Genomic DNA, 23667 nt, shown 5'->3' with positions numbered 1-23667 from the left:
GCAATCCCGAACGGCGCAACACAGCATTTCTAGAGTGTAGCGAGCTTAGCGCCAATCCCCGATCGCAACAAAAGCCGCCCAGTGGTAGGGGTGCGTGCTCTTGCCGGCGCTCCGCAGAGAACGGATCATCAGACGGTTCGTAGTCCGCAGGGAATCGACGGTCGATTCTTGGTTCTGGAAGCGTTGCCGGTACAGGAGTGTCATCCATCGTCTGGTTTCCTCGTCATCAACCGGCCACAGACTCGTGATGATCGTGCGGGCCCCTGCCTGTTGAAACGCCCGGCGCAAGCCAAGAATACCTTCGCCCGCACGCAACTCCCCAACGCCCGTGTCACAACCAGAGAGCACCACCCACTCCGCAGCGCTCAAATCCAGCGTGCTCGCCTCCTCGGCGGTGAGAATGCCATCGTCCTGCCCCTCCTTCGCCATCTGCCGATGGTTCGCACCAGCAAGGGCCAGCCCGGAACGGAGTAGCGGATTCTCCATCGCCACATTTGACCCGGCACAGGATTCCAAAAAATATCCATGCGTCGCGACATGCACTACGCGCGCCTGTGCACTCCCAGCCTTCAACGCACTCTCTGTAGCGCCGCTACCGGTGAAGACATCGGCCTTCCAGCCTCGCTGCCGCCAGATCTGGGCAATGCTCCGTACTTCCGCGGCCGATCCCGGCAGGGGCTCAAACAAACGCGTGGCAAAGTCCTCACAGGCCGGACGCAGACCGCGAAAAGCAGTCTTCGCCTGAGAGAGCTGAATCGGTTGCTGTGCAAAGGAGGCATTGCCCAGAGCGAACATCCGCGTGTTCCGGTCCACCGATTCCGGTTGCCCCACCAGATCCCGCTCCGCCCCCAGAAGATGAACCAGAGGCCCGGCTTCAGCTAGGTATTGGCCATTTTTCATCACCAGGGCAGCAAAGTTCAACGCCTGCAGCGAGCCATCCGCCACCACAAAGACAGGCCCCTTGCCCGTGATGCCGAGAGGATCCCACACAAGCTTCCGGAGCGACGCCGCAAGCTCGCGGTAACTCGCTTCATTCTTCAACTGATTGCGACCCGCCGCATCGCGTTCGCGATCTAACTCCGCCCGCCACAGCTTCATGCTCCGATCGATGCGTGTGGCAGCGCCAAGATCCACCAGGCGCGGCGTCCCCTCCCCTGTCCGCCAAACGAAGGCGAGATACCGCTCCTGGCGCACATAGCCCACCAACGTAGCCCCTTGCGGCAATGCGGCTTGCACCTCCGCAAGCCCCGCACGTTCCCGGGCGATCTCAATTCGCAAGGCCCTGCTGTGCACCGCTAAGTTTGCCTCGGCGCCGTCAACAGAAGCCCGGTGTGCCTCCATCTGCGCATCAAAGTCCGCCTGTAACTTCGCCCCTTTGCCTTGTACGGCAAGACGAGCCAAATTGGACCGCGCGGTCATCACCTGCTGGACCATCTCACGGATCTGCGGATTCTCCACCTGCCGGACCGCACGCTGCCGGGCGGCCATCTCATCGAGCACCAGCACGCGCATGCGAATCAGAACATCCCAGGCCGCGCGCAGCTCCTGCGGATCTTTTCCAAGATAGGACAACATCAAATCCAGACTCTTCGTCCGGCTCGACGCATAGCGTAGCGCCTGCCGCTCTTCCACCGTCCGCAAGGTACTGGCCAGATAATCCCGCCGCCTCCGTGTCGTCTCCAGCGCCAGGGCAAAGGCATCCTCACGCCGTCCCAGATTCCCCAACACCTCAGCCAGGCGTGTTGCGGCGTTCAAAGTGAAGGGATGGGAGTCGCCCAGTTTCTCCCGCCAGATGTCGAGAGTCTGCTCCAGGAACTGTCGTGCCTCTTCATACTTACCCTCTGCCGCAGCCACCTGTCCCAGCCCCTGAATCGCATTCGCCGTCCAGACATGCCGCGCCCCCAGCGCCGCCGTCTGAATCTTCACCGCACGCTCCAGCGCAAGCCGCGCACCGGCGTAATCCTTCAGACCCAGCAGGTCCTGCCCCAGACTGTCCAGCGCGCCGCCGCTCCGCGTGTTCTCTGGCCCCAGCCGCTTCTCATAAATCGCAACAGCACGGCGATGCATGTCGCGGGCGGCGGTCCAATTGCCGGCATCCTTCTCGCCATTGCCCGCAACCACCAGCAGATCCGCAACCGAAACGGCATCCTCTCCCCCACGCCGGGTGAGAATCGCTAAACTTCGCTGGTTCGCCAAACGGGCTCCCGCAAAATCACCGAGTTCCGTCAGAATGTAAGCAAACTGGCGCAAGGCGGTCGAGAGCTGGTCCTCGCCACTCGCCCCAAGCCCCTCGAGAACCGCGATGGCTCGCTCAATCGTAATCTTCGCTGCGGCAAAATCCCCGGCTCCAATCTGCGTTCCCGCCAGTTGATTGAGGATTCTCCCAAGCAGCACATCTTCGCCCGCGCCCACTTGCTGATGGATCTCCAAGGCCCGCGTCAACTTTTCCTGCGCCTGTGAATACTCGTTCAAGGCGCTGTGCGCCGAGCCGATCCAAACCAGCGCCTCCACAGACTTCAGGCTCCGTGGCCCAAGCGCGGTCTCGTAGCTCTGCAAGGCACGCGTCGAAATCTCATGCACCCCACGATAGTCGCCCGCCAGATAGCGCAGATAGGCAAGGCGGAGATCGATATCGGCACTCGCCTCAGAATGGGCGCCCGCGCGGGAAACGGCAGCGGCACGAGCCAGATCAAGGGTCACTTGCGCACCCTTCAGATCGTGATCGCGAATCTGCCGGTCCGAAAGCGTCCGCCACTCCTCCTGCGCGCCGCTGCTCGCGGCCAGCAGCACCAGACATCTAACGGCGCGTAGCCAGTAGTTCACGAGCTTTGCCTTCGTAATCTCCATGTTGTGCAATCACCGCTTCCAACTCGCGGCGAGCCGCTTGCAACTGCGACGAGCGCAGCAACGAGTAGCCCAGATAGAAACGCGCCTCTTCTGAGTAAGTGGAATTGCTATTCGCGATTGATTCTAACTCGTGTGCCACATCGGAGTGGGGGTCGGAATACAAACGGCAGATCGCAAGAAAATAACGTGCCTCCAGCGCATCGGGATACTTTTCTAAAACGATGCGCAAGGCAGACGCCGTACCGGCGAAATCTCCCTTGGAATATCCGCGCATCGCGTCACGGAAAGCCACCTTCTCCGCGCTCTGCGTACCACGGAGCGTCGCATTCTGATATGGAGGAGGAGCCACTTGTGCGGTCAGAACCGGGCGCTCCACCGGTAACACGGCAGGTGCTTCCCGGCTGGAGGAACGCCACAAAAACACGGACAGACAAGCGGCTGCGGCCACGGCCAGAATCCAGCGCAGAGGAGTTCTCCGAGACTGCCGCCCCGGCCCAAGTTCTTCTAAGCCAGCTCGAATCACGCGCATGGCTTCGAGCTCTGCAAAGCAATCCTCACACTGAAAATAATGAGACTCATAGGCTTCACGCATCTCCTCGCTGAGTTGGCCGGAGAGATACTGTTCGGCAACTTCTTTCTGCGCAAAGTCCGTGCAATTCATTTGGGCTCTCCCTTTAAGAGTGGCCAGCGTTGCACGATTCGTGACAGCGGCTGCAACTTACTCACCAATTTCTTTAGAGCTCTGGACTTCCGCTGCCGCACCAGTTCTGCACTCATTCCGATCAAGTGAGCCACTTCCCCAGGCTTATAGCCGTCAATCAACGTCATCCAGAGGATGCGGCGGTCTGTCGCCTCCAGGTTCGAGATCTCCCGGCGCGCGGTCTCCATCAACTCCGATACCTGTTTCGGAGCGGCAGCAACCAAATGATGATTCTCCAGGATCGGCTCTGCTTGCTCGCGCACCTTCCGGCGGATCGCATCCGCAAACTGATTCCTGGCAACGGCATAGACAAAGGAAGCCAGAGTTTCCGCTTGCCGGAGCTTTCCATCACGCACCGCGCAGAGTACGGCGATTAAAGTCTCCTGGGTCACTTCCTGAATCAGATCGAAGTCCGAGGTCCTGGCGCCGGTATAGGCTCGAATGCGCGGCTCGAAGTAGGTGACTAACTCCGCTTCCGCGTTTCGATCTTCCTTGCGGATTTGCGCAATGAGTCCGACGAAGTCCACGTGGAAATATTTTAGTCTGTGAAATCGAGCGAGAGCGAGAATCTGGTTGACGGAACTTCCAAACTTCGATAAAGTCCTTATCGAATCGTTTCGCTAATCGATACGCTACCGGCCCAAGGAGTCCCACCATGCTCATCCGCCTCACTCTACTGCTCGTGCTCGCCGCCTCGCTCGCGGTCGCCCAAACCGCTTCCGGCGTTATTCTCGGCACGGTTCGCGACACCCAGGATGCCCCTGTCCCGGGCGCAACCGTCACAGTCACCAACACGGGAACCAACATCACCCGCAACTTCACCACAGACTCCAAAGGAAACTACACCTTCCCCTTTCTCGTCCCCGGACTCTACTCCGTCTCCGCCGAGGCACAGGGATTTCGCCGCGCAAATCGAACCAGCATCCGCCTCAGTGTCGAAGACAACCTGAATGTCGATTTCAAACTGGAGCTCGGCTCCGTTAGCGAGCAGATTACGGTGGACGGCCAGGCGACACTCCTCGACACCTCCACCAACACGCTTGGCCAGGTGATCGAGTCCAAGCGCATTGTCGATCTGCCGCTCAACGGCCGCGATCCGCTATCCCTCGCCACACTCGTCCCTGGCGTGGTGCCTGTCCCCAGAGGCCCGGCGCCGATTCATCTGGGCGGTTCCATCCCTGGCATGAACGGCGCCGGCAACGGCACCAGCGAAGTGCTGCTCGACGGCGCCACCGACACCGTGCCGCGCAATCGCAGCTTCCTGCTCATCCACACGCCGAATGCCGACTCCGTCGAAGAGTTCAAGGTCCAGACCAATGCGATGAGCGCCGAATTTGGACGCTCCAATGGTGGTGTCATCAGCTTCATCACCAAATCCGGCGGCAACACGCCACACGGTACGGTCTACTGGTTCCTGCGCAACTCCGAGTTCGATGCGAACGACTTCTTCCAGAATCGCAATCGAATTCCGCTCGGCAACCTGCGCCGCAACCAGGCAGGCTTCACCTTGGGCGGCCCCATCCTGATCCCCAAGATCTACAACGGCCGCAATCGCACCTTCTTCTTCACCGATTACGAAGCCTTCCGCGAATCCGCTCTCGCCCCCACCACCTTCACCGTGCCCACCGCTCTCGAACGCACCGGCGACTTCTCGCAGACCCTCAACTCTGCCGGCAATCGCATTCTCATCTACGATCCGCTCACAGGCTCCACGCGAACTCCTTTTGCGGGCAACGTCATTCCCTCAAACCGGATTAGCCCGGTCGCAAACAAGCTGCTCAGCCTCTACCCGCTGCCCAACAACGACCGCGTTAACGGCAATCTCGTACTCAGTTCCTCACGCGTCAACACCACCGACACCTTCGACACCCGCATCGATCACAACTTCACGCCCGCACACCGCATCATGGGCCGCGTCTCGATCCAGAACCCGCGCACCGGCGAGCCGAACTACTTCCAGAATGCCGGCAACCCCAGCAATCCTCCGCTCATCCAGCGGCGGCGTTCCGGCACCGTGCAATACACTGGTACCCTCTCGCCCACCCTGATCTTCAACGTCCACTATGGCCTCTCCCACATGTACGGCACCCGCGTCGCCTGGAGCGATGGCCTCGACATTACGACGCTCGGCTTCTCCCCCAGCTTCCGCGACGGCCAGCAAGTGCACGCGCTTCCGGTGATCAGCGCCAGTGGCTATGCTGGTCTCGGCAACGGCGCGCAGAACTACAGCACCCAGACAGCCCACACCATGCTTGCGTCCGGCACCAAGATCCGAGGCGCTCACACGCTGAAGTTTGGCTTCGACTATCGCGCGATCTATAACAACCAACTCCAGAACAACCTGGCGGAAGGCAGCCTCTCCTTCGGGACAAACTTCACCCAAGGTCCCAACCCGAATCAAGCCTCCACCACTGCCGGCAACGGCATCGCTACCATGCTCCTTGGCTATCCCTCCGGTTCTATTCGCACCCAACCTGCCACGGCCTATCGCGGCAGTTACCAGGGTCTCTATGTCCAGGACGATTGGCGCGCCACCAAGAAACTCTCCCTCAATGTCGGTCTGCGTTGGGAAGTGAATCATCCCCGCACCGAACGCTATGACCGCATCAGTATCTTCGATGGCTCGCTTCCTTCGCCCATCGCCACAAAGGTGCCTTCGCTTCCGAATCTCAAGGGACAAATGCTGTTCCGTGGCCCGGACAATCGCCCGGTCGACAAGACCGATCTGAATAACTTCGGCCCGCGCTTTGGCCTCGCCTACCAGCTCTTCTCTAAGACCACCATCCGCACTGGTTACGGCATCTTCTTCGGCCTGCCCCCAACAGACGCGAGCCTCAGTGGCACTTATGCCGACGGCTTCACCTCGAACACCAGCATCATCTCCACCATCGATGGCATCACGCCCATCGTCAACCTCGCCAACCCCTTCCCCAACGGCATCAACCAGCCACAACCGAAATCCACCTTTGGCCCCGACCTCTTCCTCGGGCAAAGCGTCAACTCCCTCATCCTCTCGTTCGCCACGCCGTACATCCAGCAATGGAACTTCTCACTCCAGCAAATGGTGGGCAACTCCCTGCTCCTCGAAGCCGCCTATGCCGGCAGCAAGGGCAACAAGCTCGGCCTGCCCGCGCTCAACGTCAACTCCCTGACCGCCGCGCAAACCGCCCTCGGCACCGCCAATCAGCAACTCGTCCCCAATCCCTTCTATGGAACCATCACCGACCCCACTTCGTCGCTCTCCCTCCCAACTATCCAGGCCGGCCAACTCCTCCGCCCCTTCCCGCAATACCAAAGTGTGATTGCCGACTTCCCTTCTCTCGGCAACTCGCAATACCACTCGCTCCAATTGAAGCTCGAAAAGCGCCTCTCCAAGGGCTACACGCTGCTCGTGGGCTTCACTGCCGCGAAGTCGATCAACGACTCTTCCCAAGACATGTACGGCCCGGTCAGCGGCATTCAGGACCCAACCAATCTCCGCATGGAGCGCTCGCTCGATCCCCAGGATGTCTCGAAGCGCCTCGTCCTCAGCGGCGTCTGGGATCTGCCGGTTGGCCGTGGCCGCCACTTTGGCACCTCCTGGTCTAAGCCCATGGACGCCCTGCTCGGCGGATGGCAGTTCAACACGATCGCCAGCTTCCAAAGTGGCTTGCCCCTGGTGATGACCAGCACCGGCGCCGCGCGCCCCAATCGCATCGCCACCGGCACGGCGCCCTCGGGCCCCATCCAGAAGAATCTCGATCGCGCCTTCGACACCAGCGCCTTCGCGGTTCCAGCAGCCTTCACCTTTGGCAACAGCAGCCGCACCGCGCCGGACATGCGCACCCACGGCATCGCCAACTACGACCTGTCGCTGTTCAAGACCTGGAAGCTGCGCGAATCGCTGAAAGCGCAGTTCCGCATGGAAGCCTTCAACGCCTTCAACCGCGTCCAGTTTGGACCTCCCGGCACCCAGGCAGGCACCACCTCCTTCGGCGTCATCACCTCGCAATTCAACATCCCGCGCCAGCTCCAGCTCGCGCTGAAGATCATCTTTTAAGGAAGCACCCGTGCAAATCACCCGTCGAACAGCAATGCTCTCCGCCGTGGCCTATTCGAATGTCCTCGGCGCCAACGATCGCATCAACGTCGGCCTCATCGGTTGCGGCAATCTTGGCATGCGCCACCTCCGCATCTACCAGAAGCCAATGCTCGAGGAAGGCAAGATCCACATCGCCGGCATCAGCGACATCTACACCGGCGCCAAGCGCCGTGGCGCGGCGCAAGTGAAGCTCGAAACCAAGGACATCCATCACGACTATCAGGAACTTATTGCCCGCAAGGACATCGACGCGATCATGGTCGTCACTCCCGAGCATTGGCATCACAAGATGACCATCGCCGCGCTCAACGGCGGCAAGGACGTCTATCTCGAAAAGCCGATGACCTTCACCATTGCCGAAGCCAAGGACATCGACGAGACCGTCAAGCGCACCGGCCGCGTACTGCAGATCGGCGCGCAATGGTGCTCTGACCCTCGCTACCATCGGGCCAAGGAGATCGTCGAGAAAGGCTGGCTCGGCAACATCCTCTTCGCCCAATCCACTTACTCGATGAACTCCGTCTACGGGCTCTGGGAATATGACATCGAAGCAGAGGCTTCCGCGCAAACCATCGATTGGCCCCGCTTCCTCGGCTCGGCGCCCAAGCGTCCCTATAGCGGAGAACGTTACTTCCGCTGGCGCAAATACTGGGATTATTCAAACGGCGTTGTTTCCGATTTCATGTACCACCGCCTCGCCCCGATGATGCTCACCCTCGGAGGCCGCTTCCCCAATCTGGTCAGCGCTAATGGCGGCGTCTACCAGTTCAAGGATCGCGAAGTGCCAGAGACCTTCACGATGACAGCCGAGTACGACAGTTTCTTTGTCACCGTTGCCTCGAGCGCCGCCAGCATTGGCCCCGAGCGCCACCACGGCCCCGCCATCTATGGCCATGAAGCAACGCTTGCTTTCTACGATGGGTCCATTACCGTCACTCCCGACCGGCAGTTCCGCAAGAAGTTTGAAGCCGCTGCCGGCAAGCCGGAATTGAAGATCGAATGCATGCCCAAAGATCTGAACGAGATCCGCATCAATCATGCCCGCAACTTCTACGACTGCATGCGTACCCGCCAACAGCCGATCCTCAACTCTCACCTCGGCTACCAGGTGATGACGGCGATCAAGCTTGCCTCCGATTCCTATCGCGAGCGCCGCATGATGGCCTTCGATCCCAAGACAGAAAAGGTGCTCGCCAAGGCCCCACCACGCGTCGGCTACGAAGGCGACGGCAAAAACTACCAGGAGCCCACCTAAGGCGCCGTCTCAGTGCAAACTGAAACTCTATGGCAACCATGCAAGATGTCGCAAAGAAGGCCAAGGTCTCGGTAGCCACCGTGTCCGCCGTTCTCAATCGCTCCACCTATGTCAGCCCGGAGCTGACGGTGCGCGTCCAGAAGGCGGCCGCGGAACTCGACTACCGCATCAACGCACTCGCGCGCAGTCTGAAGCAGGGTTCGACGCAAACGGTCGGCATGCTGATTCCAAGTTTTGGTACGCCCGATCCCTTCTTTGCCGACGTTGTCGATGGCGTGGAAACCACGCTGCGCACGGCAAACTATTCGCTGCTGCTCGGACAAACGCACAACCGCGTCGCCGAGCAGTCGCGCCACATCGCTGCCTTCCGCGACAGGCTCGTCGATGGCCTGCTGCTGTTCCAGGCTCCCGGCCTCGACCTCGAGCTCGACAAGCTTCTGGCCGAACGCCGGCCCGTCGTCTTCGTCGGCCGCGTGCCACAGCCCACGGCTGCCGATGTCGTCGCCACCGACATTGAAATCGGCACCTGGCTCGGCTGCTCCCATCTCTTGCAGAAAGGCCACCGCCGCATCGGCCTCGTCACCCAAAAGGACTCGCTGTCGGTACGCGAATTCCGTCTCACCGGGTGGCGACGCGCCCATCGTGAAGCAACAACGCCACTCGACGAAGCACTCCATGTCGAGGGCGAACTCTCAAGCCAGGGCGGCTACGCGGCCTGCATGCAACTCCTCGACCGCAAGCCCCTGCCGCAGGCGATCTTCGTCGACGACCTGGTGCTCACCATCGGCGTGGTCGACGCATTGCAGCAGCGCGGGCTCACCAACAAGATCGAAGTCCTCAGCTCTGACGATGCCGGTTGGCTCGATGTCTTTCACATCCCCATCAGCACCATCGTCCAGCCCAGCCAGAGCGTCGGCTCGGTGGCCGCACAGCTCTTTCTCAATCGCATCGAAGACCCCAATCGTCCCTACGAAACCATTCTTCTGAAACCCACTCTGAAACTACGATAAGGCTCAACTTTACTCTCTATGTCAGCTCCCAAAGTGCTCATCATCATCGGCGATGCCGCCGAAGCTCTCGATACTCTGTACCCCTTCTTCCGCATCCGCGAGGACAATTATGAAGTGGTCGTTGCCGGCCCCGAAAAGCGCGTGTATCACCTCGTCATGCACGAGATTCCTCCCGGCTGGGACATCACGCGCGAAGGCCCCAGCTATCACATGGCCTCAGACATCGCCTTCCGCGATGTCGATCCCAACGAGTATCTGGGTCTCTTCATCACTGGCGGCCGCGCGCCCGAATACCTCCGCTACGACCCGCATCTGCTCGACATCACACGCCACTTCTTTACCCACAACAAGCCTGTCGCCAGCGTCTGCCACGGTGTCGAAATCATTGCCGCCGCCGATGTCATTCGCGGCCGCAAGGTGGCCACGGTTGCCAAGTGCGCGCTCGACGTCACCTTCTCCGGCGGCACTTTCGTCAATGAAGGTTGCGTGCGCGATGGCAATCTCGTTTCCGGCCGCACCTGGCATGACAACCACCTCTTCATGGCCGAGTTCATGCGTATGTTAGGCGAGGCGGCAAAATGATTCGCCGCCACTTCCTGGCGCTCCTGGCAGCGGCACGCGCTCCGTCCTCGGTCCAGCTCTACATCGGCAACTACGGCATGCAGTCGCTCGACCCCATGGCGGCGCTCACCGCCATCCGCAAGATCGGCTACGATGCCGCAGAGCTGTGTCTGATGCCGGGCTGGCCCACCGAGCCCTCAAAGCTGGACGCAGCCATGCGCAAGCGCATCGCGCGCCAGCCATTGCCGATCCTCAGCATGATCGAGAACTTCAACACGCTCGTCGACGAACAGGCCCACCAGGCCACGCTCGACCGCATCCGTGCCGCCGCCACCCTCGCGCACGATCTCGCGCCGCAAGCGCCGCCCATCCTGCAATCCGTGCTCGGCGGCAAGCCGAACGAGTGGGAGCAGGTCAAAGACAAGATGGCCGCGCGGCTCGCCGATTGGGCCCGGGTCGCGGCAGAAAACAAACTGAAGCTTGCGGTAAAGTCACACATTGGCAGCGCCTCAGACACACCGGAAAAGCTGGTCTGGCTGCTCAACAAGGTGAACAACCCGGCGTTGTCCGGCATCTATGACTACGGCCATTTCCAACTCTTGAATCTCATGCTGTCCAAGAGCCTCAACACGCTGCTGCCGCGCTGCAGCTTCATCACCTTGAAGGACGGGCGTATGGTCGACGGCAAGGCGCAATTCCTGCTGCCCGGCGACGGCAGCATCGACTACAAGGAATACTTCGCACTGCTCAAGCAGAAGAACTACCGCGGCCCCATCCTGATCGAGATCACCCGCCAACTGCAAACCCAATCCGGCTACGATCCCATCGCGGCCGCCAGGCGCTCCTACGAAAACATCGCACCGCTTCTCGCCGCTGCCAATTTACGATAGGAGTGTGACTGAATTTTGGGATGAGATCCGTGGCTGGCAAGTAGGCGAGGCCCGGATTCCCGATACGAAAAATCCGGAGGGTGCGATCACGAAGTACCTCCGCGATGCCGACGACTACTGGTTCCACCTCTACAAGCCGCAGCCCGGCGACACGATTGTCGACATCGGCGCCGGTCGTGGCGAAGACGTCTATGCTTTTTCAAAAGCGGTCGGGCCCACAGGGCAGGTCTGGGCGATCGAACCCCACCCTAGCACCTTCCTCGCCCTGCGCAAGCTCTGCGAATGGAACCATCTCGACAATGTCCGTCTGCGCAACTACGCCTCCACGGAGAAGGCTGAGTTGCTCCAGATTGAAACCATGGATGTCTGGGAGTCGAACTATGTCCGCGAGGGCGCCCCATCAGAGCGCAGCTTTCCGGTGGAGGGAATCCCCTTCGACGAACTCAGCCACCGCGAAGGCATCGGCCCCATCGACTTCCTCAAAATGAACATCGAAGGCGCCGAACGCATGGCGCTTCCGGGCTGCCGCCAGGCGCTCGCCCGAACGAAAAACGTCTGTATCTCAGCCCACGATTTCCGCGCGAACCGGGGCGAAGGCGAATCTTTTCGCACACTGGCCTTCGTGCGCGAATTCCTCACCGAATGCGGCTTCACCCTGGTCACCCGCGATACCGACCCGCGCTACTACGTGCCTTACCACGTCCACGGGTATCGGCCCGCCTAGGTCACCGCCCCGCAGCACAGACTCGACACAATTACTTGCAGCTTCTGTTGGATACTGAGCGTTGTGCAAGGAGAGCAAGTCTCTATCTATGTGGAACTGCTCGATGAAGGGACCATCTGTTGGCGGCCTGTTTCGGCAGAGCGTCTATCGGAAGACACGTATCGCCGGCGATATCGTGAGATGCAAGCTGTAGGACTTGAACGACAGAGTCAGCCTTATGGCTTACGAATCGGTAGGAGTCAAGTGATAGGTACCCCGACTAGAAATTAGATCTCGCCAAGGAAAGAGCTCCCGGGCCCTGACCTGACTCTGCGACGACAGGCAGCCCCAATTAACGATACACGAATATCATTATCAGTGCTACGATGAGCGAATGCGATTTTGCATTCTCATTTTCAGTAGTGCTTCTTTCCTGTGGCCGCAGGAGCCAGCTCCGGTCCAATCCACCGTCACCGTCATCGGCTCGCGCAGTCCGATGGAGATCGACAAGTCCCCCGTCTCCACCTCCGTCGTGACGCGGCAGGAGCTTGAGAATCGCAACATCCGCCAGATCGACCAGGCCCTTACCCTCACCGAGGGCGTCAACAGTCTCCGCGCGAAAGGTCCTGCCGACAACGATTTCGGCCTCGGCCTGCGCGGCTTTGCGGGCCGGGGCGGGCAGAACCGTACTCTGATCCTGCTCGACGGCCAGCCGATGAACAACTCCTACATCGGCAACGTGAACTGGTCCACCTTCTCGCCGTCAGAGATGGAGCGGGTGGAAGTCGCGCGCGGTCCCTTTTCGAGCCTCTACGGCGGCAACGCAATGGGCGGCGTCATCAACATGATCACCAGGCCCGTCGACAAGCGGCACCTCGAAGTGATGGGCCAATACGGCAATCGTGAAACCACCAACTACTCGCTGCGCGCCTCCGATCGCTTCTTCCAGAAACTCGGCCTCAGCGTCGGATACAACCGCTTCCAGACCGGCGGCTATTCGCCGCAAGAGGTTCTGAAGTCCCCCTCGACACTCAGCGGCGGCATCCCGGTCGTTGGCGTCACCCCCTGGCTCACTCCCACCAACGGGCTCACCTACCAGATCGGCGCGCGCGGCCGGAATTGGTTCCATCAGGAAGCCTGGCGCACCCGCGCCGAATACAACTTCTCGCCAAAGCACTTTGCCAGCTTCCAGTACATGCGCCAGTCGCGCCAGGACGGCTACGACGCCTACACAACCAACCTCCGCGACACCACCGGCAATCCCGTCGACAGCGGCCTTGTCCTCTCAGACAATCGCCGCTTCTCGGTTACTCCGGCGAACTTCATCGGCACACCCACCGCGGCCACGATGAACATCCTGCAAGCCCAGCTCCTGTCGACGCTCAGTTCCCACTGGACCCTCCGCGTTGCCTCCGGAATCACCCTCACCCCGCAGGATTACTACATCACCCCGGGCGCCAACGCGACTCTCAACTCGGGCAGCGGCAACTATGTCAACACCGCCAGCCGAGGAATCTACGGCAACATTCAGGCCTCCTGGAGCGGCAACGGCAAGAGCTTCATCGCCGGCACCGAACTGCGCCACGACCGCGCGGCCATCGCCGCACAGCTCATCCCCAACTACGCCATTCGCGAAGGCTTTGCGCCGCCCGATTCGCAAGCCAAGGGCAAGTCGCTGAACCAGGCCGCTTATGCCCAATACCAATTTGAGCCGTTGGAGAACTTACTCGTCGTCGCAGGCGGTCGCTGGGATTACTGGCGCACTTATGACGGCGCGAACCAGACAGGCCTCACCTCGCCGCTGATCCCCTATCCAGACCGCTCCTCGAATGCCTTCACCGGAAAACTGGCCGCCACCTATCGCATCACCACCGGCTTCCAGATTCGCGGCAGCGTCGCCAATGCCTTCCGCAACCCCACCGTCTATGACCTCTACCGCGACCTCAATCTCTCCGGCACCTACTACCTCGCCAACCCAAACGTCAGACCCGAACGCCTCTTCGCCTACGAGGGCGGCATCACCAAGTCCTTCCGCCCCGGAAACTCCCTCGAAGCCACTTACTTCATCAATCGCGTTAGCGACTTGATCTACCGCACCACCGATTTCGCCGCCAATCCCAACGGCAGCATCCGCCGCCTCACCAACGCCGGTCTCAGCCAGACTCGCGGCGTCGAAGTTGCCGCCCGCCAGACGCCTCTGCGCTGGCTCCAACTCCGCCAAAGCTACACATTCACCCGGGCGAGAATCCTCGAGAACAATGCCCTTCCCGCGACAGTCGGCAAGAACGTTCCTTATGTCCCCGAGCACACCCTCAGCTATCTGGCCTCCGCCGGCTGGCAACGTTGGACAGCCACCTGGTCGGGCCGCTATAGCTCGCCGGTCTTCAGCACCGACACCAACACCGATGTCGTCCGCGGCGTCCCCGGCAGCTACAGCCCCTTCTTTGAAACCGACTTCACCGCGGGCTACAAACTCAACAAGCACCTCTCGCTTTTTGCGACAGCCGACAACCTGCTGGACCGCCGTTACTATCTCTACTTCCTCACTCCCGGCCGCTCCGTCTACGGCGGCTTCCGCTTCCAGCTCTAGAGCAAAACGATGCGCCACCTGCTCTTCCTTCTTGCTCTGTCCGCCTGCGCGCAACCGCGCGCCGTCCTCTTGCTGCGCAGCGCCCAAAGCGCACCGGCCATCCTCACCGAACTGCAAAAGGAAATACCCGACTTCGAATGCACACTCGCGCGGGAAGACCTCCGGCTGCCAGATCTCGACGGCGTCCAAGTGCTCTTCCTCGAGCACCCCAGTCAGGACTTCCTCACCCGCTCAAAGACACTCGCACTCGAGGCCATCGCCAAAGGCATGCGAGTCGCTACCGACACACCCGACCTCGTGCAACGCGCCTGGGGCGTCGAGCCCTCGCTCGCGCTCACCCGCCGCCTGCTGCCCTACTTCCAGAACGGCGGCGACGCGAATCTGCGGGCCTTCTTCCGCACGGCCTATCGGGAAGCCGGTGGCCGCAAGCAGTTCGACATTCCACCGCCCATCGAAGTCCCCAAGACGGGCATCTACCATCCCGATGCGCCGCGCCTCTTTCCGAATCTCACCGACTACCTCGCCTGGTACCGGCAAGCGAAACCGAAGCAGGGCCGCCTCGCCGCTCTTGGCTTCTTCCACACCTTTCTGAAGAACGGCGACTTGGCCTTCATCGACGCCCAGCTCCGCGCTCTCGAGAAAGAAGGCCTCGCCGCGGCAGGCATCGTCGGCTGGCCGCACCACACGCTGGAGAAAGTCTTCGAGGCCCCCGCGCAAGATCCGCTCCGCGTGCTGCTCACCTTCACCCTCAGCCTCACGCGTCCCGAAGACATCCTCTTTCTCCAAAAGCAGAATGTCCACACCATCAGCCTCATCACCACGCGCGACAACTACGCCACCTGGGCCGAAACCCCACGCGGCGTCAGCACAGACCGCATCGCCACCTCGATCGCCAACCCGGAATCAGCCGGAGCTACGGACCCCATCCTCGTCGCCACCACGGAGCTGGATGCCCATGGTCTCGCCCACACCCTGCCCATCCCCGAACGCATCGAAATGGCCGCCCGCCGCGCCCGCCGCTGGGTCAGCCTCGCCGACAAACCAAACGCCCAGAAGCGCCTCGCCATCCTTTACTACAACAACCCGCCCGGCAAAGGAAATCTCGGCGCGAGTTACCTGAATCTCCCACCTAGCATCGAGGCGGTTCTCAAAACTCTGAACCAGGCTGGCTACCAGGTGGGAGCCCGCATCCCCACTGCCGGGAAGATCCTTTCTCAACTGGAGAAGACCGGCCGCAACGTCGAGACCTGGGCTCCGGGCGAACTGACGAAGATGATCGCCGAAGGCGGCGTCACCCTGCTGCCGGTCGATCGCTACCAGCAATGGTTTCGCGACCTGCCGCAGCGCTTTCGCGATTCGATCAACGGCCGCTGGGGGCAGCCCGAAGCCGCCACACTGATGACCTGGAAGGACGATCGTGGCCGCAAGTTCTTCGTCATCCCCGGCATCACTCTCGACAACGTCTTCCTCGGCCCGCAACTGCTCCGCGCGAGCTTCGCCGAATATACCAATGTCCAGCACAGCGGCACGCTCCCGCCCCACCACGGCTATGTCGCCGCTTACCTCTACTACCGCCACCAGTTTCAAGCCGACGCAGTCATTCACATGGGCCGTCATGGCACCCTCGAATGGCTGCCCGGCAAGAACGCAGGCCAGGCCGGATGGGATTGCTCGGAAGTCATCCTCGGCGACTTGCCGAATCTGAATTACTACATCATGGACGGCGACGGAGAGGCGGTGCAGGCTCGCCGCCGCGCCGCCGCTGTGGATCTCAGCCACCTCACGCCAATGCTCGTCCGCGCGGGCAAAGAGGATCGCTTCGCCGCGCTCCGCGAGGCGGTCAACCAATGGGAACTGACACGAGAGACTTCACCGGGCCTCGCCGCCGTCTACGCAAAACAAGCCACCGAGGCGATGGCAAAGGCCGGCATCGACAAGCAGATCCCGCTCGAAGAAGTCAGCAACTTCCTCGAAAGCATCGAGGACGCACCCATTCCCCTGGGCCTCCCGACTCTGGGCAAGATGCCCTCAGAAGACCGCGTCCGCGCCGCGCTGGCCACCTTCCTCGATTCGAACTTTTCCCCCACCGAATCGAAGCGTTGGGCCGCGCTGATTCCCGATTGGGCGAATGCGATTTTTGACGGAACGAAGCCAATCGGCGCCCCCAACGCCGCGGCCATCGACGCCACCGCCACCTGGCTCGCCAAGCTCCGCCAATCCCCCTCCCGCGAACTCGAAGTCCTCATTGAAGCCCTCAACGCTGGCTTCGTTTCGAGTGCTCCCGTCGGAGACCCCATCGCCGTGCCCGCCGGTCTCCCCACCGGCCGCAACCTGCACCAGGGCGACCCCAGCCTACTGCCCACCAAAGCCGCCTGGGAAGTGGGCAAGCGGATGGCGAATCAACTTCTCGAACAACACAAACGAAGCCACGGCCGCTATCCGGAGCGTCTCTCGATGGTGCTCTGGCAAGGCGAGACCGGCCGTCACCAGGGGGCGATGGAAGCGCAAGCGCTTTACCTCATGGGCGTCGAGCCCGAATGGAATCAACGAGGCGTCCCCGACCGGCTGAAGCTGATTCCCGACGCCGAACTCGGCCGCCCGCGCGTCAACGTCGTCTTCACCGTCAGCGGACTCTACCGCGACGGCCTGCCCGACAAGATCCTGCTCCTCGACCGCGCTGCCCATCTGGCTGCCTCAGCAGGCGACAACGCGCTCAGCAGGCAGAACCGTCAGACCGAAGCCAAACTCCTCGCCGCCGGGGTCGACCCGAAGCAAGCTGCCGCCGTCGCCGGAGCCCGCGTCTTTACCACCGCCCCGGGCGCTTACGGCTTCGGACTCGAGAAGTTTGTCGAACAGAGCCGCGACAAAGACGAAGCCAATACGATGGCCGAGCTTTACCTCTCGAAGATGAACTATGTCTACACCGAGTCCGCCTGGGGCAGCACAGTGCCAAAGCTGCTCGAAAGCCAGCTCCAGGGCAACGAAGTCATCCTGCACAGCCGCTCTTCCAATCTCTACGGAGCCGTCGACAACGACGACGTCTACCAGTGGATGGGAGGCCTCCTCATTGCTTCCGAAGCCGCCGGAGCTAAGCCGGAGCTGTTGGTCAACAACATGCGCCGCCACGGCGATGAAAAGCTCGAGAGCGCCCGCAACTTCATCGCCACCGAGCTGAACGCGCGCAACTGGAACCCCAAGTGGATTGCCGAGATGCAGAAGGAAGGCTACTCCGGCGCACGTGAGATGACCAAGGCGGTCGAGCATCTGTACGGCTGGCAGGCCACCGCGCCCGAGACCATCGCGCCCGAAGCATGGAAGAAGATGTACGACGTCTATGTCGCAGACGAGTACAAACTTGGCCTCAAGGGCTTCTTCGATCAGGCCAACCCGGCCATGCGCCAGAACCTTGTCGCCCGTCTTCTTGAGATCGACCGCCAAGGCGTCTACAAGTTCAACGCCGCAGATAAGCGCCAGCTCCTGCACGAGTTCTCGCAACTCGTCAGCAAGAACGGCGTCGCCTGTTCGGCCAACACCTGCGGCAATCAGCGGCTCCAGCAGTCCGTCATCGCTGAGGCGAGCAATGCCGATTCCCAGGCTGTTGCCAAGAGCTTCGAGGAAGCAGTCCGTCCTGCGTCCAGGCAGAAGCAGGCGATCGCAGCACCGAAGCCGATGCCGCAGATCAACATGATCCGCGTTTCCAATTTTGCCCGCCGCGCCCGCCGGGTCTTCGATGAGAACCCGGTTCTCTGGCTCAGCCTGGTTCTGGCTTGTCTGGGCGCGGGTGCGGTCTCCGCCTTCCTCCGTCGTCATACTCTGGATACAAGTGATCGCACTCCTCTCCACTCTCTTTCTGATTCCCGGCACCCATGAGTTGGTCTCGCCCGGTCCGGTGAATATCCCGGTGGCTGAACAGAAGGCCCAGCACTTGCGCTGGAAGTCGGCCAAAGCCAGCGGCTATTGGGATCCGCCGACGCTCACGCTGCCCGCCCCGGGCACATACTGGATCAGCGCGGCCACCCGAGCCGTGGTGCGCACAGTGAAGGCTCCGGACTTCGAGCAACTGATCCGCCAGGAAGGGATCAGCATGGTGCAGCAGTATCGCAAGCAGTACAAGCTCAGCGCCCAGCCGGCAAGAATCCTCAGCACCGATTACGCCAAGACCCTGGTCCGCGTCGGCGCGCCGGAAGAGATCATCCCAATCGAGCTGAATCTTCCTGTCGAGTTGATCCTTCTACATCCGCAACTGGTGCAGTTGAAGTTTCGGGGCCAACCGGTCTACGACGTCCAGATCAACCTGAATGGAAAGCCAATCGGGCGCACCAACGGCGCGGGACAACTGCCGCTTCCCGCGCTCACACAGGCTTCCCAACTGACGGCAACCGTGGTGCGCAGTTATCCGGACCACACGACGGCAGACTGGGAATTCTTCACCGCCACGCTCACCTTGCCGGCCCTAAGTCAGCGTTAAGCCGCCATCGACCACCGTCAACTGCCCGGTCACAAACTGGGTCGCGGTGAGGAAATAGACAACCGCATCCGCAATCTCGTCGCCGGTTCCGAAGCGACCCGCAGGCGTGCGCTCCTTCAGTGCCTGCAAGGGCGCAGAATCCGCTTCTTCAAAGGGAATCGCTCCAGGAGCAACGCTGTTCACGCTGATCTTGGGAGCCCAGGCTCGGGCCATGGCCTTGGTCATATGAATCACACCGGCCTTGGAGGCGCAGTAGTGCACATACATCGGCCAGGCCTGGATACCGCCAATCGAAGAGATGTTGACGATCCTGCCGCCGTGCTCAGATTGCAGCATCTGCCGGGCCGCATGTTGGGCGCAGAAGAAGTAAGCCTTGAGGTTGGTCGAATGAATGAAATCCCAGTCCGCCTCGGTCACCAGCAGCGGATCGATCTTGGTGAAGCGAGCGGCGTTGTTCACCAGGCAATCAAGAGGTCCAACTTCCTGGAACAAGCGTTCAATTTCGCTCACCTTCGACAGATCGGCCTGGAAAATCGGAGCATGGCCGCACAAAGCGCTCACTTCTTCCGCATCCTGGCGCGAGTTGCCGTAATGAATCAGGACTCGCGCCTTCTCACGATAGAGCCGCATCGCAATGGATCGTCCAATGCGCTTCGCAGCGCCGGTCACCAACACGGTTTTTCCCTCGAGGGACGTAAATGCCATATGCCCACCAATATCATGACCGGACCCGTTAGAATCAGGGGATGAATCGACGCTCCGTCCTCAGCCTGATCGCAGCGCCGTTGCTGGCACAAAAAGCGCCAGAACAAGCAGGGCACGGCTGCACGCCTCCGCCAACAGCCGGCGCACCCAGTTTGCCTGCTGTCCTGATGGGGGGCATGGGCCAAGTCAATTTTCCGATCACGATCGCCCCGCATGTCGCGCTGAAGTTCTTCGAGCAGGGCGTCGCCCAGTTGCATAGCTTTTGGGCCCGGGAAGCAGAGCGGAGCTTCCGGATGGCCGCATCCCTGGACCCCGAAGCGCCCATGCCCTGGTGGGGCGTCGCGATGGCCGCCTCCGGGGACTACCGGCCAAAGTTCCAACAAGAAAACATGGACGAGATGTTCGGCAAACAGGCCCGCACCACTCCCCGTGCCTGGGAAGCCGCCCAGAAGGCGCGCGATCTCGCGGCCAAGCGGAAAGACCTCTCCACCATTGAGCGGCTCTATGTCGACTCCATCCAAGGCAAGTGCGACCCGAAATCGAAGAATCCCGACCAGGACTATATCGACGGGCTGCGCAAGCTGCTGGCTGTCTATCCGAACGAGATTGAAGCAAGACTCTTCCTGTCGCTTGCGACCATGCGCGGCTTTACGCTGCCAGATCACAAGCCTCGCCAGGGCACCATGGAATCGATCGAGATCCTGCGCAACCTGCTGCCGGAGGCCCCGGAGCATCCCGGCCTCCACCACTACATCATTCATGGCTACGAAGGCTCGAGCTTTGCGGCGGAAGCCTGGCCAAGCTGCTCCGCCTACGCGCGGCTCGTGCCGAACATCCCCCATGCCGTCCACATGCCCGGCCACATTTATGCCCAGACCGGCAAGCTCAAAGAAGCACAAAACGCCTTCGCTGGCTGCATGCGTCTCGAGCTGCAATACATGGCGAAGGACAAGGAATACGGTCTCGGGCACCACGGACACAACGTCCACTTCCTGGCGATGACCTATTCGATGGACAACCAGCCGCAGAAGGCTCTCGAATGTGCTCGTCACCTTCTGGCCTATGGCGATACACCCGCAGATGCGGCCAAGCCCGATGCAATGTTCGGCGCTTACCGGCAAGGCTTCTTCGCGGCCCTGCGCACCATCGCCCAACATGAGATGTGGGATCTGGCCAGCGACACCAAGCTGGTTCCCGACATCCAGCAGCCGCGCTTCCAGGCCTGGCGTCATTGGCTGCTGGCGCTGGCCGCCATCCACAAAACGCACGACGCCACAGCAGCGCAGCAACACATCCGGGCCATGGACAAGGCGCTGGGCGAGTTCCTGCGGCTGACCAACTTCCCGTTGCCAGAAGAACTCAGCGTCGCACGCACCGAGCTCGACGGCCATTACCTGTGGCTCAGCGGCGAGCCGCACCACGCCATGGAGAAACTGCAGGAAGCGCAGTTGCGAGAAAGCCAGCTCCGCTATTCTGAACCCAGCTATTACCCACGCCCCGTCGCCGAAGTGTTAAAGCGTCTGGCAGGAGAGAACGCCAGCTCCGGCAATGCCTGACATCATCGGAGCGAGCCTGGCAGGCTGTGCAGCCGCTCTTGAGCTCTTGCGAGCAGGCCAGACGGTCACCTTATACGAGAAGTCAAAATTCCCGCGCCATAAGGTGTGTGGAGAATTTCTTGATCCTGCTGCCGTACGCCTACTCAGTGAAGTGAGATTAGAAGGCGCAGCCATCCGCGAGTCAGCATTGATCTGGCCAACGGCCGAGCAGCGCTTTGCCCTGCCCGAGCCAGCGCTGGGAATCAGCCGCTACCGCCTCGATCAAGTGCTGCTCGATGCCGCAGTCGAACGGGGAGCCACGCTCATCCGGACCAGCGGCAAACCCCATCCGCGCGCGATCGTCGCCCATGGACGTAAGCCCGTCAGCCAACGCGGCCAACGCTATTTCGGCTATAAGGCTCATTTCAGCGGACGCACAAATGCGGCAGTCGAGCTTTACTTCCAGGATGCCGGCTATACCGGCGTGAATCCGATCGAGGATGGCCTCACCAATGTTTGCGGCATTGCCCGGGAGGAAGAGCTGACAGCTGTCGGTTTCTCGGGAGATCGCTGGGTGGCCTCGCAAGCAAAGCTTGCCGCTCGTCTCGATGGCCTGGAACGCAAGATGGATTGGATCTTCACCGGCCCGCTGTTCTATGGCCCCACCGAGGCAAGCACCGGCTATCTCTGCGGCGACGCTCTGAGTTTCGTCGATCCTTTCACCGGCTCCGGCATGCTCTGCGCCGTGGCAACGGGTCAACTGGCCGCGCGCTCAGTTCTCGAAGGCCGCAGCAGCGAACAGCACCTCAACGAGTGCCGCAGGTTACTGCTCCCCTCCTTCCGCTGGTCCACGCTGATGCGGCGGGCGCTCGCCTGGCCCTTCATCCCCAACTTGGCACGGCTGCTGCCCGGCCCACTGCTCTATCGCCTCAGCCGCCCTAGCCCAGAAAAGTTCGAATGGCGTAATAGCCAATCGCCGCCACGATTGTAATCGTCGCAATCCACAATGAAAGGCTCATCAGCGGGCCGGCCTTTGCCGCTTCCGGCATCTTCTTCCGGTGCAGGTAGAGCGCGCCGATCGAGATCACCGGCAACATTAGCGCCTGGGCGACACCGCCCGCCTTCACCATGGCGACAGGCTCCTGGAAGATCAGCACCAGGATCACCGGTACGATGGTCAGAACCCAAACGAAGCCATTGCGATAACGGATGCGCGCCGCGTAGTCCTCAGATTGGAAGGCTCCCATCAGGCGGCAAAGATCGGCGGAAACCCGGCTGTCCGCCGCAGTCGCCGCAAAGATCGTTCCATATAAAGTGGCAATGGCGCCAATGTAGAAGAGCGGCAAGGCCCATTCGCCGAGCGTTTCAGTGTACATGCGCGACAGCACGGAGATCGTCTCATTCGATTTCGGCACCAGGTGCAGCTTGTGCAGAATGCCCGCGCCCAACAAGTAGAAAGCAGCCGTGGCCACCGTGTAAATCACCATCGTTGCGAGGATGTCAACGTTCATCACACGGAGCCAGCCGTGTGCACGGTGCTTCCAGGCAGGCGTTCCGTCACGCGGACCGGTGTAGCGCGCATAGCCCTTTTCAACGCACCAATAGGGGTACATGAAAAGCTCGGACGCCCCCACACCGGTGATTCCGAAAACAGCGACCGCCGTCGCTAAGCCACTCCCCGGAAGTTGAAACTCAAAGCCCTGCCACACTTCGCTCCAGTGGAAGATATCGCTCCGCCGGGTGAGCAGGATCGCACAAAGCAGAGTCAGCATCGTGAACAGGCAGACCTTCAGCGTCGCCAAGCCTTCGATGCGCTCGTAGCCACCACCGAGTAACAAAGCCAACGTGATCGCAAGCAGAATGAAGATCCAGGCCGTAATCGAGATCGCCGGAACAATCGCATGCATCGTGAGCGCGACACCGCCAAACATCGCCCCGATCTGGAAGCGTGTCATTGCCACCATCACCACCCAACCCCAGACAATCCAGTTCACCTTCCATCGCGGCCCAGGAACCTCATTGAGTCCTGCCAGTCCGGTTTGTCCCGTCGCGATGCTATAGCGTCCAAGTTCAGCTTGTACCGCCGGTTTGATCAGGCAACTGATCACGATGATCCAAAGCGCGGCGAAGCCGACCTCCGCCCCGAGCGTGGTGGTGGCAATGAGTTCGCCGGAGCCAACAATGCTGGCCGCGAGGATCATCCCCGGACCAATGCGCCTGAGAATGTTCCAGAATCCTATGGGTGGTTCGGCAACATCTTCCGGATGATACTGATAAGGATCTTTGAGCACTCGATGCAAACTATCACACTACTCCTTAGCC

The 23667-nt window shown here is 61.1% G+C and carries 16 protein-coding genes; 11 read left to right on the top strand and 5 right to left on the bottom strand.

Translation table 11 applies throughout. The annotated features are described in order from the left end of the window. Nucleotides 1-45: 45 nt before the first annotated feature. Genes M017_RS0121800 through M017_RS0121790 form a run of 3 tightly spaced genes read right to left on the bottom strand, consistent with a single transcriptional unit; the run spans nucleotide 46 to nucleotide 4074 of the window. Nucleotides 46-2823 carry a CHAT domain-containing tetratricopeptide repeat protein gene (locus M017_RS0121800; RefSeq protein WP_162180008.1) on the bottom strand — a complete coding sequence of 926 codons (2778 nt, stop codon included), beginning with the start codon at nucleotides 2821-2823 and terminating at the stop codon, nucleotides 46-48. Then, nucleotides 2798-3508 (bottom strand): hypothetical protein, encoded by a 711-nt coding sequence (locus M017_RS0121795; RefSeq protein WP_031500310.1) that lies wholly within the window; start codon nucleotides 3506-3508, stop codon nucleotides 2798-2800. The genes M017_RS0121800 and M017_RS0121795 overlap by 26 nt, the downstream gene beginning before the upstream one ends. Further along, nucleotides 3505-4074 carry an RNA polymerase sigma factor gene (locus M017_RS0121790; protein WP_031500309.1) on the bottom strand — a complete coding sequence of 190 codons (570 nt, stop codon included), beginning with the start codon at nucleotides 4072-4074 and terminating at the stop codon, nucleotides 3505-3507. Before M017_RS0121790 ends, M017_RS0121795 begins: the two co-directional genes overlap by 4 nt. A 128-nt stretch (nucleotides 4075-4202) precedes the next feature. Here M017_RS0121790 and M017_RS0121785 point away from each other — a divergent pair, with 128 nt between their 5' ends. The 9 genes from M017_RS0121785 (at nucleotide 4203) to M017_RS0121745 (ending at nucleotide 19105) form a co-directional block, all read left to right on the top strand. Continuing rightward, complete coding sequence (locus M017_RS0121785; protein ID WP_031500308.1) at nucleotides 4203-7586, top strand: TonB-dependent receptor; 3384 nt, start codon at nucleotides 4203-4205, stop codon at nucleotides 7584-7586. 10 nt (nucleotides 7587-7596) lie between these two features. Continuing rightward, a complete protein-coding gene (locus M017_RS28135; RefSeq protein WP_238326003.1) occupies nucleotides 7597-8883 on the top strand; it encodes a Gfo/Idh/MocA family protein in 1287 nt (428 codons plus the stop codon). A gap of 29 nt (nucleotides 8884-8912) precedes the next feature. Then, entirely contained in the window at nucleotides 8913-9893 is a 981-nt protein-coding gene (locus tag M017_RS0121775; RefSeq protein WP_031500306.1) for a LacI family DNA-binding transcriptional regulator, read from the top strand. Between the two features lie 18 nt (nucleotides 9894-9911). Next, nucleotides 9912-10475 (top strand): DJ-1/PfpI family protein, encoded by a 564-nt coding sequence (locus tag M017_RS0121770; RefSeq protein WP_031500305.1) that lies wholly within the window; start codon nucleotides 9912-9914, stop codon nucleotides 10473-10475. Next, a complete protein-coding gene (locus M017_RS0121765) occupies nucleotides 10472-11344 on the top strand; it encodes a sugar phosphate isomerase/epimerase family protein (protein ID WP_051670710.1) in 873 nt (290 codons plus the stop codon). The genes M017_RS0121770 and M017_RS0121765 overlap by 4 nt, the downstream gene beginning before the upstream one ends. 4 nt (nucleotides 11345-11348) lie before the next feature. Then, the gene (locus M017_RS0121760; protein WP_031500303.1) at nucleotides 11349-12068 is read left to right on the top strand and encodes an FkbM family methyltransferase; all 720 of its coding nucleotides are present in this window, start codon (nucleotides 11349-11351) and stop codon (nucleotides 12066-12068) included. Nucleotides 12069-12441: 373 nt separating this feature from the next. Next, nucleotides 12442-14637 carry a TonB-dependent receptor gene (locus tag M017_RS0121755; protein WP_031500302.1) on the top strand — a complete coding sequence of 732 codons (2196 nt, stop codon included), beginning with the start codon at nucleotides 12442-12444 and terminating at the stop codon, nucleotides 14635-14637. 9 nt (nucleotides 14638-14646) lie between these two features. Beyond that, a complete protein-coding gene (locus tag M017_RS27000) occupies nucleotides 14647-18507 on the top strand; it encodes a cobaltochelatase subunit CobN (RefSeq protein WP_035958762.1) in 3861 nt (1286 codons plus the stop codon). Continuing rightward, a complete protein-coding gene (locus M017_RS0121745; RefSeq protein ID WP_031500301.1) occupies nucleotides 18461-19105 on the top strand; it encodes a hypothetical protein in 645 nt (214 codons plus the stop codon). Before M017_RS27000 ends, M017_RS0121745 begins: the two co-directional genes overlap by 47 nt. Here the strand turns inward: M017_RS0121745 and M017_RS0121740 are convergent. After that, nucleotides 19091-19810 carry an SDR family NAD(P)-dependent oxidoreductase gene (locus tag M017_RS0121740; protein WP_031500300.1) on the bottom strand — a complete coding sequence of 240 codons (720 nt, stop codon included), beginning with the start codon at nucleotides 19808-19810 and terminating at the stop codon, nucleotides 19091-19093. The two genes, M017_RS0121745 and M017_RS0121740, sit on opposite strands and share 15 nt — an antisense overlap. A gap of 41 nt (nucleotides 19811-19851) precedes the next feature. Between M017_RS0121740 and M017_RS0121735 the strand changes: the two genes are divergently transcribed. Beyond that, complete coding sequence (locus M017_RS0121735) at nucleotides 19852-21366, top strand: hypothetical protein (RefSeq protein WP_031500299.1); 1515 nt, start codon at nucleotides 19852-19854, stop codon at nucleotides 21364-21366. After that, nucleotides 21359-22336: an NAD(P)/FAD-dependent oxidoreductase gene (locus M017_RS0121730; RefSeq protein WP_031500298.1), complete on the top strand. Its 978-nt coding sequence runs from the start codon at nucleotides 21359-21361 to the stop codon at nucleotides 22334-22336. The genes M017_RS0121735 and M017_RS0121730 overlap by 8 nt, the downstream gene beginning before the upstream one ends. Here the strand turns inward: M017_RS0121730 and M017_RS0121725 are convergent. Next, nucleotides 22284-23636: an Nramp family divalent metal transporter gene (locus M017_RS0121725; protein ID WP_051670709.1), complete on the bottom strand. Its 1353-nt coding sequence runs from the start codon at nucleotides 23634-23636 to the stop codon at nucleotides 22284-22286. The two genes, M017_RS0121730 and M017_RS0121725, sit on opposite strands and share 53 nt — an antisense overlap. Nucleotides 23637-23667 lie beyond the last annotated feature (31 nt).

This window comes from Bryobacter aggregatus MPL3 (assembly GCF_000702445.1).
GTDB classification, from domain to species: Bacteria; Acidobacteriota; Terriglobia; order Bryobacterales; family Bryobacteraceae; genus Bryobacter; species Bryobacter aggregatus.
This window is presented reverse-complemented; position numbering and strand designations above follow the sequence as displayed.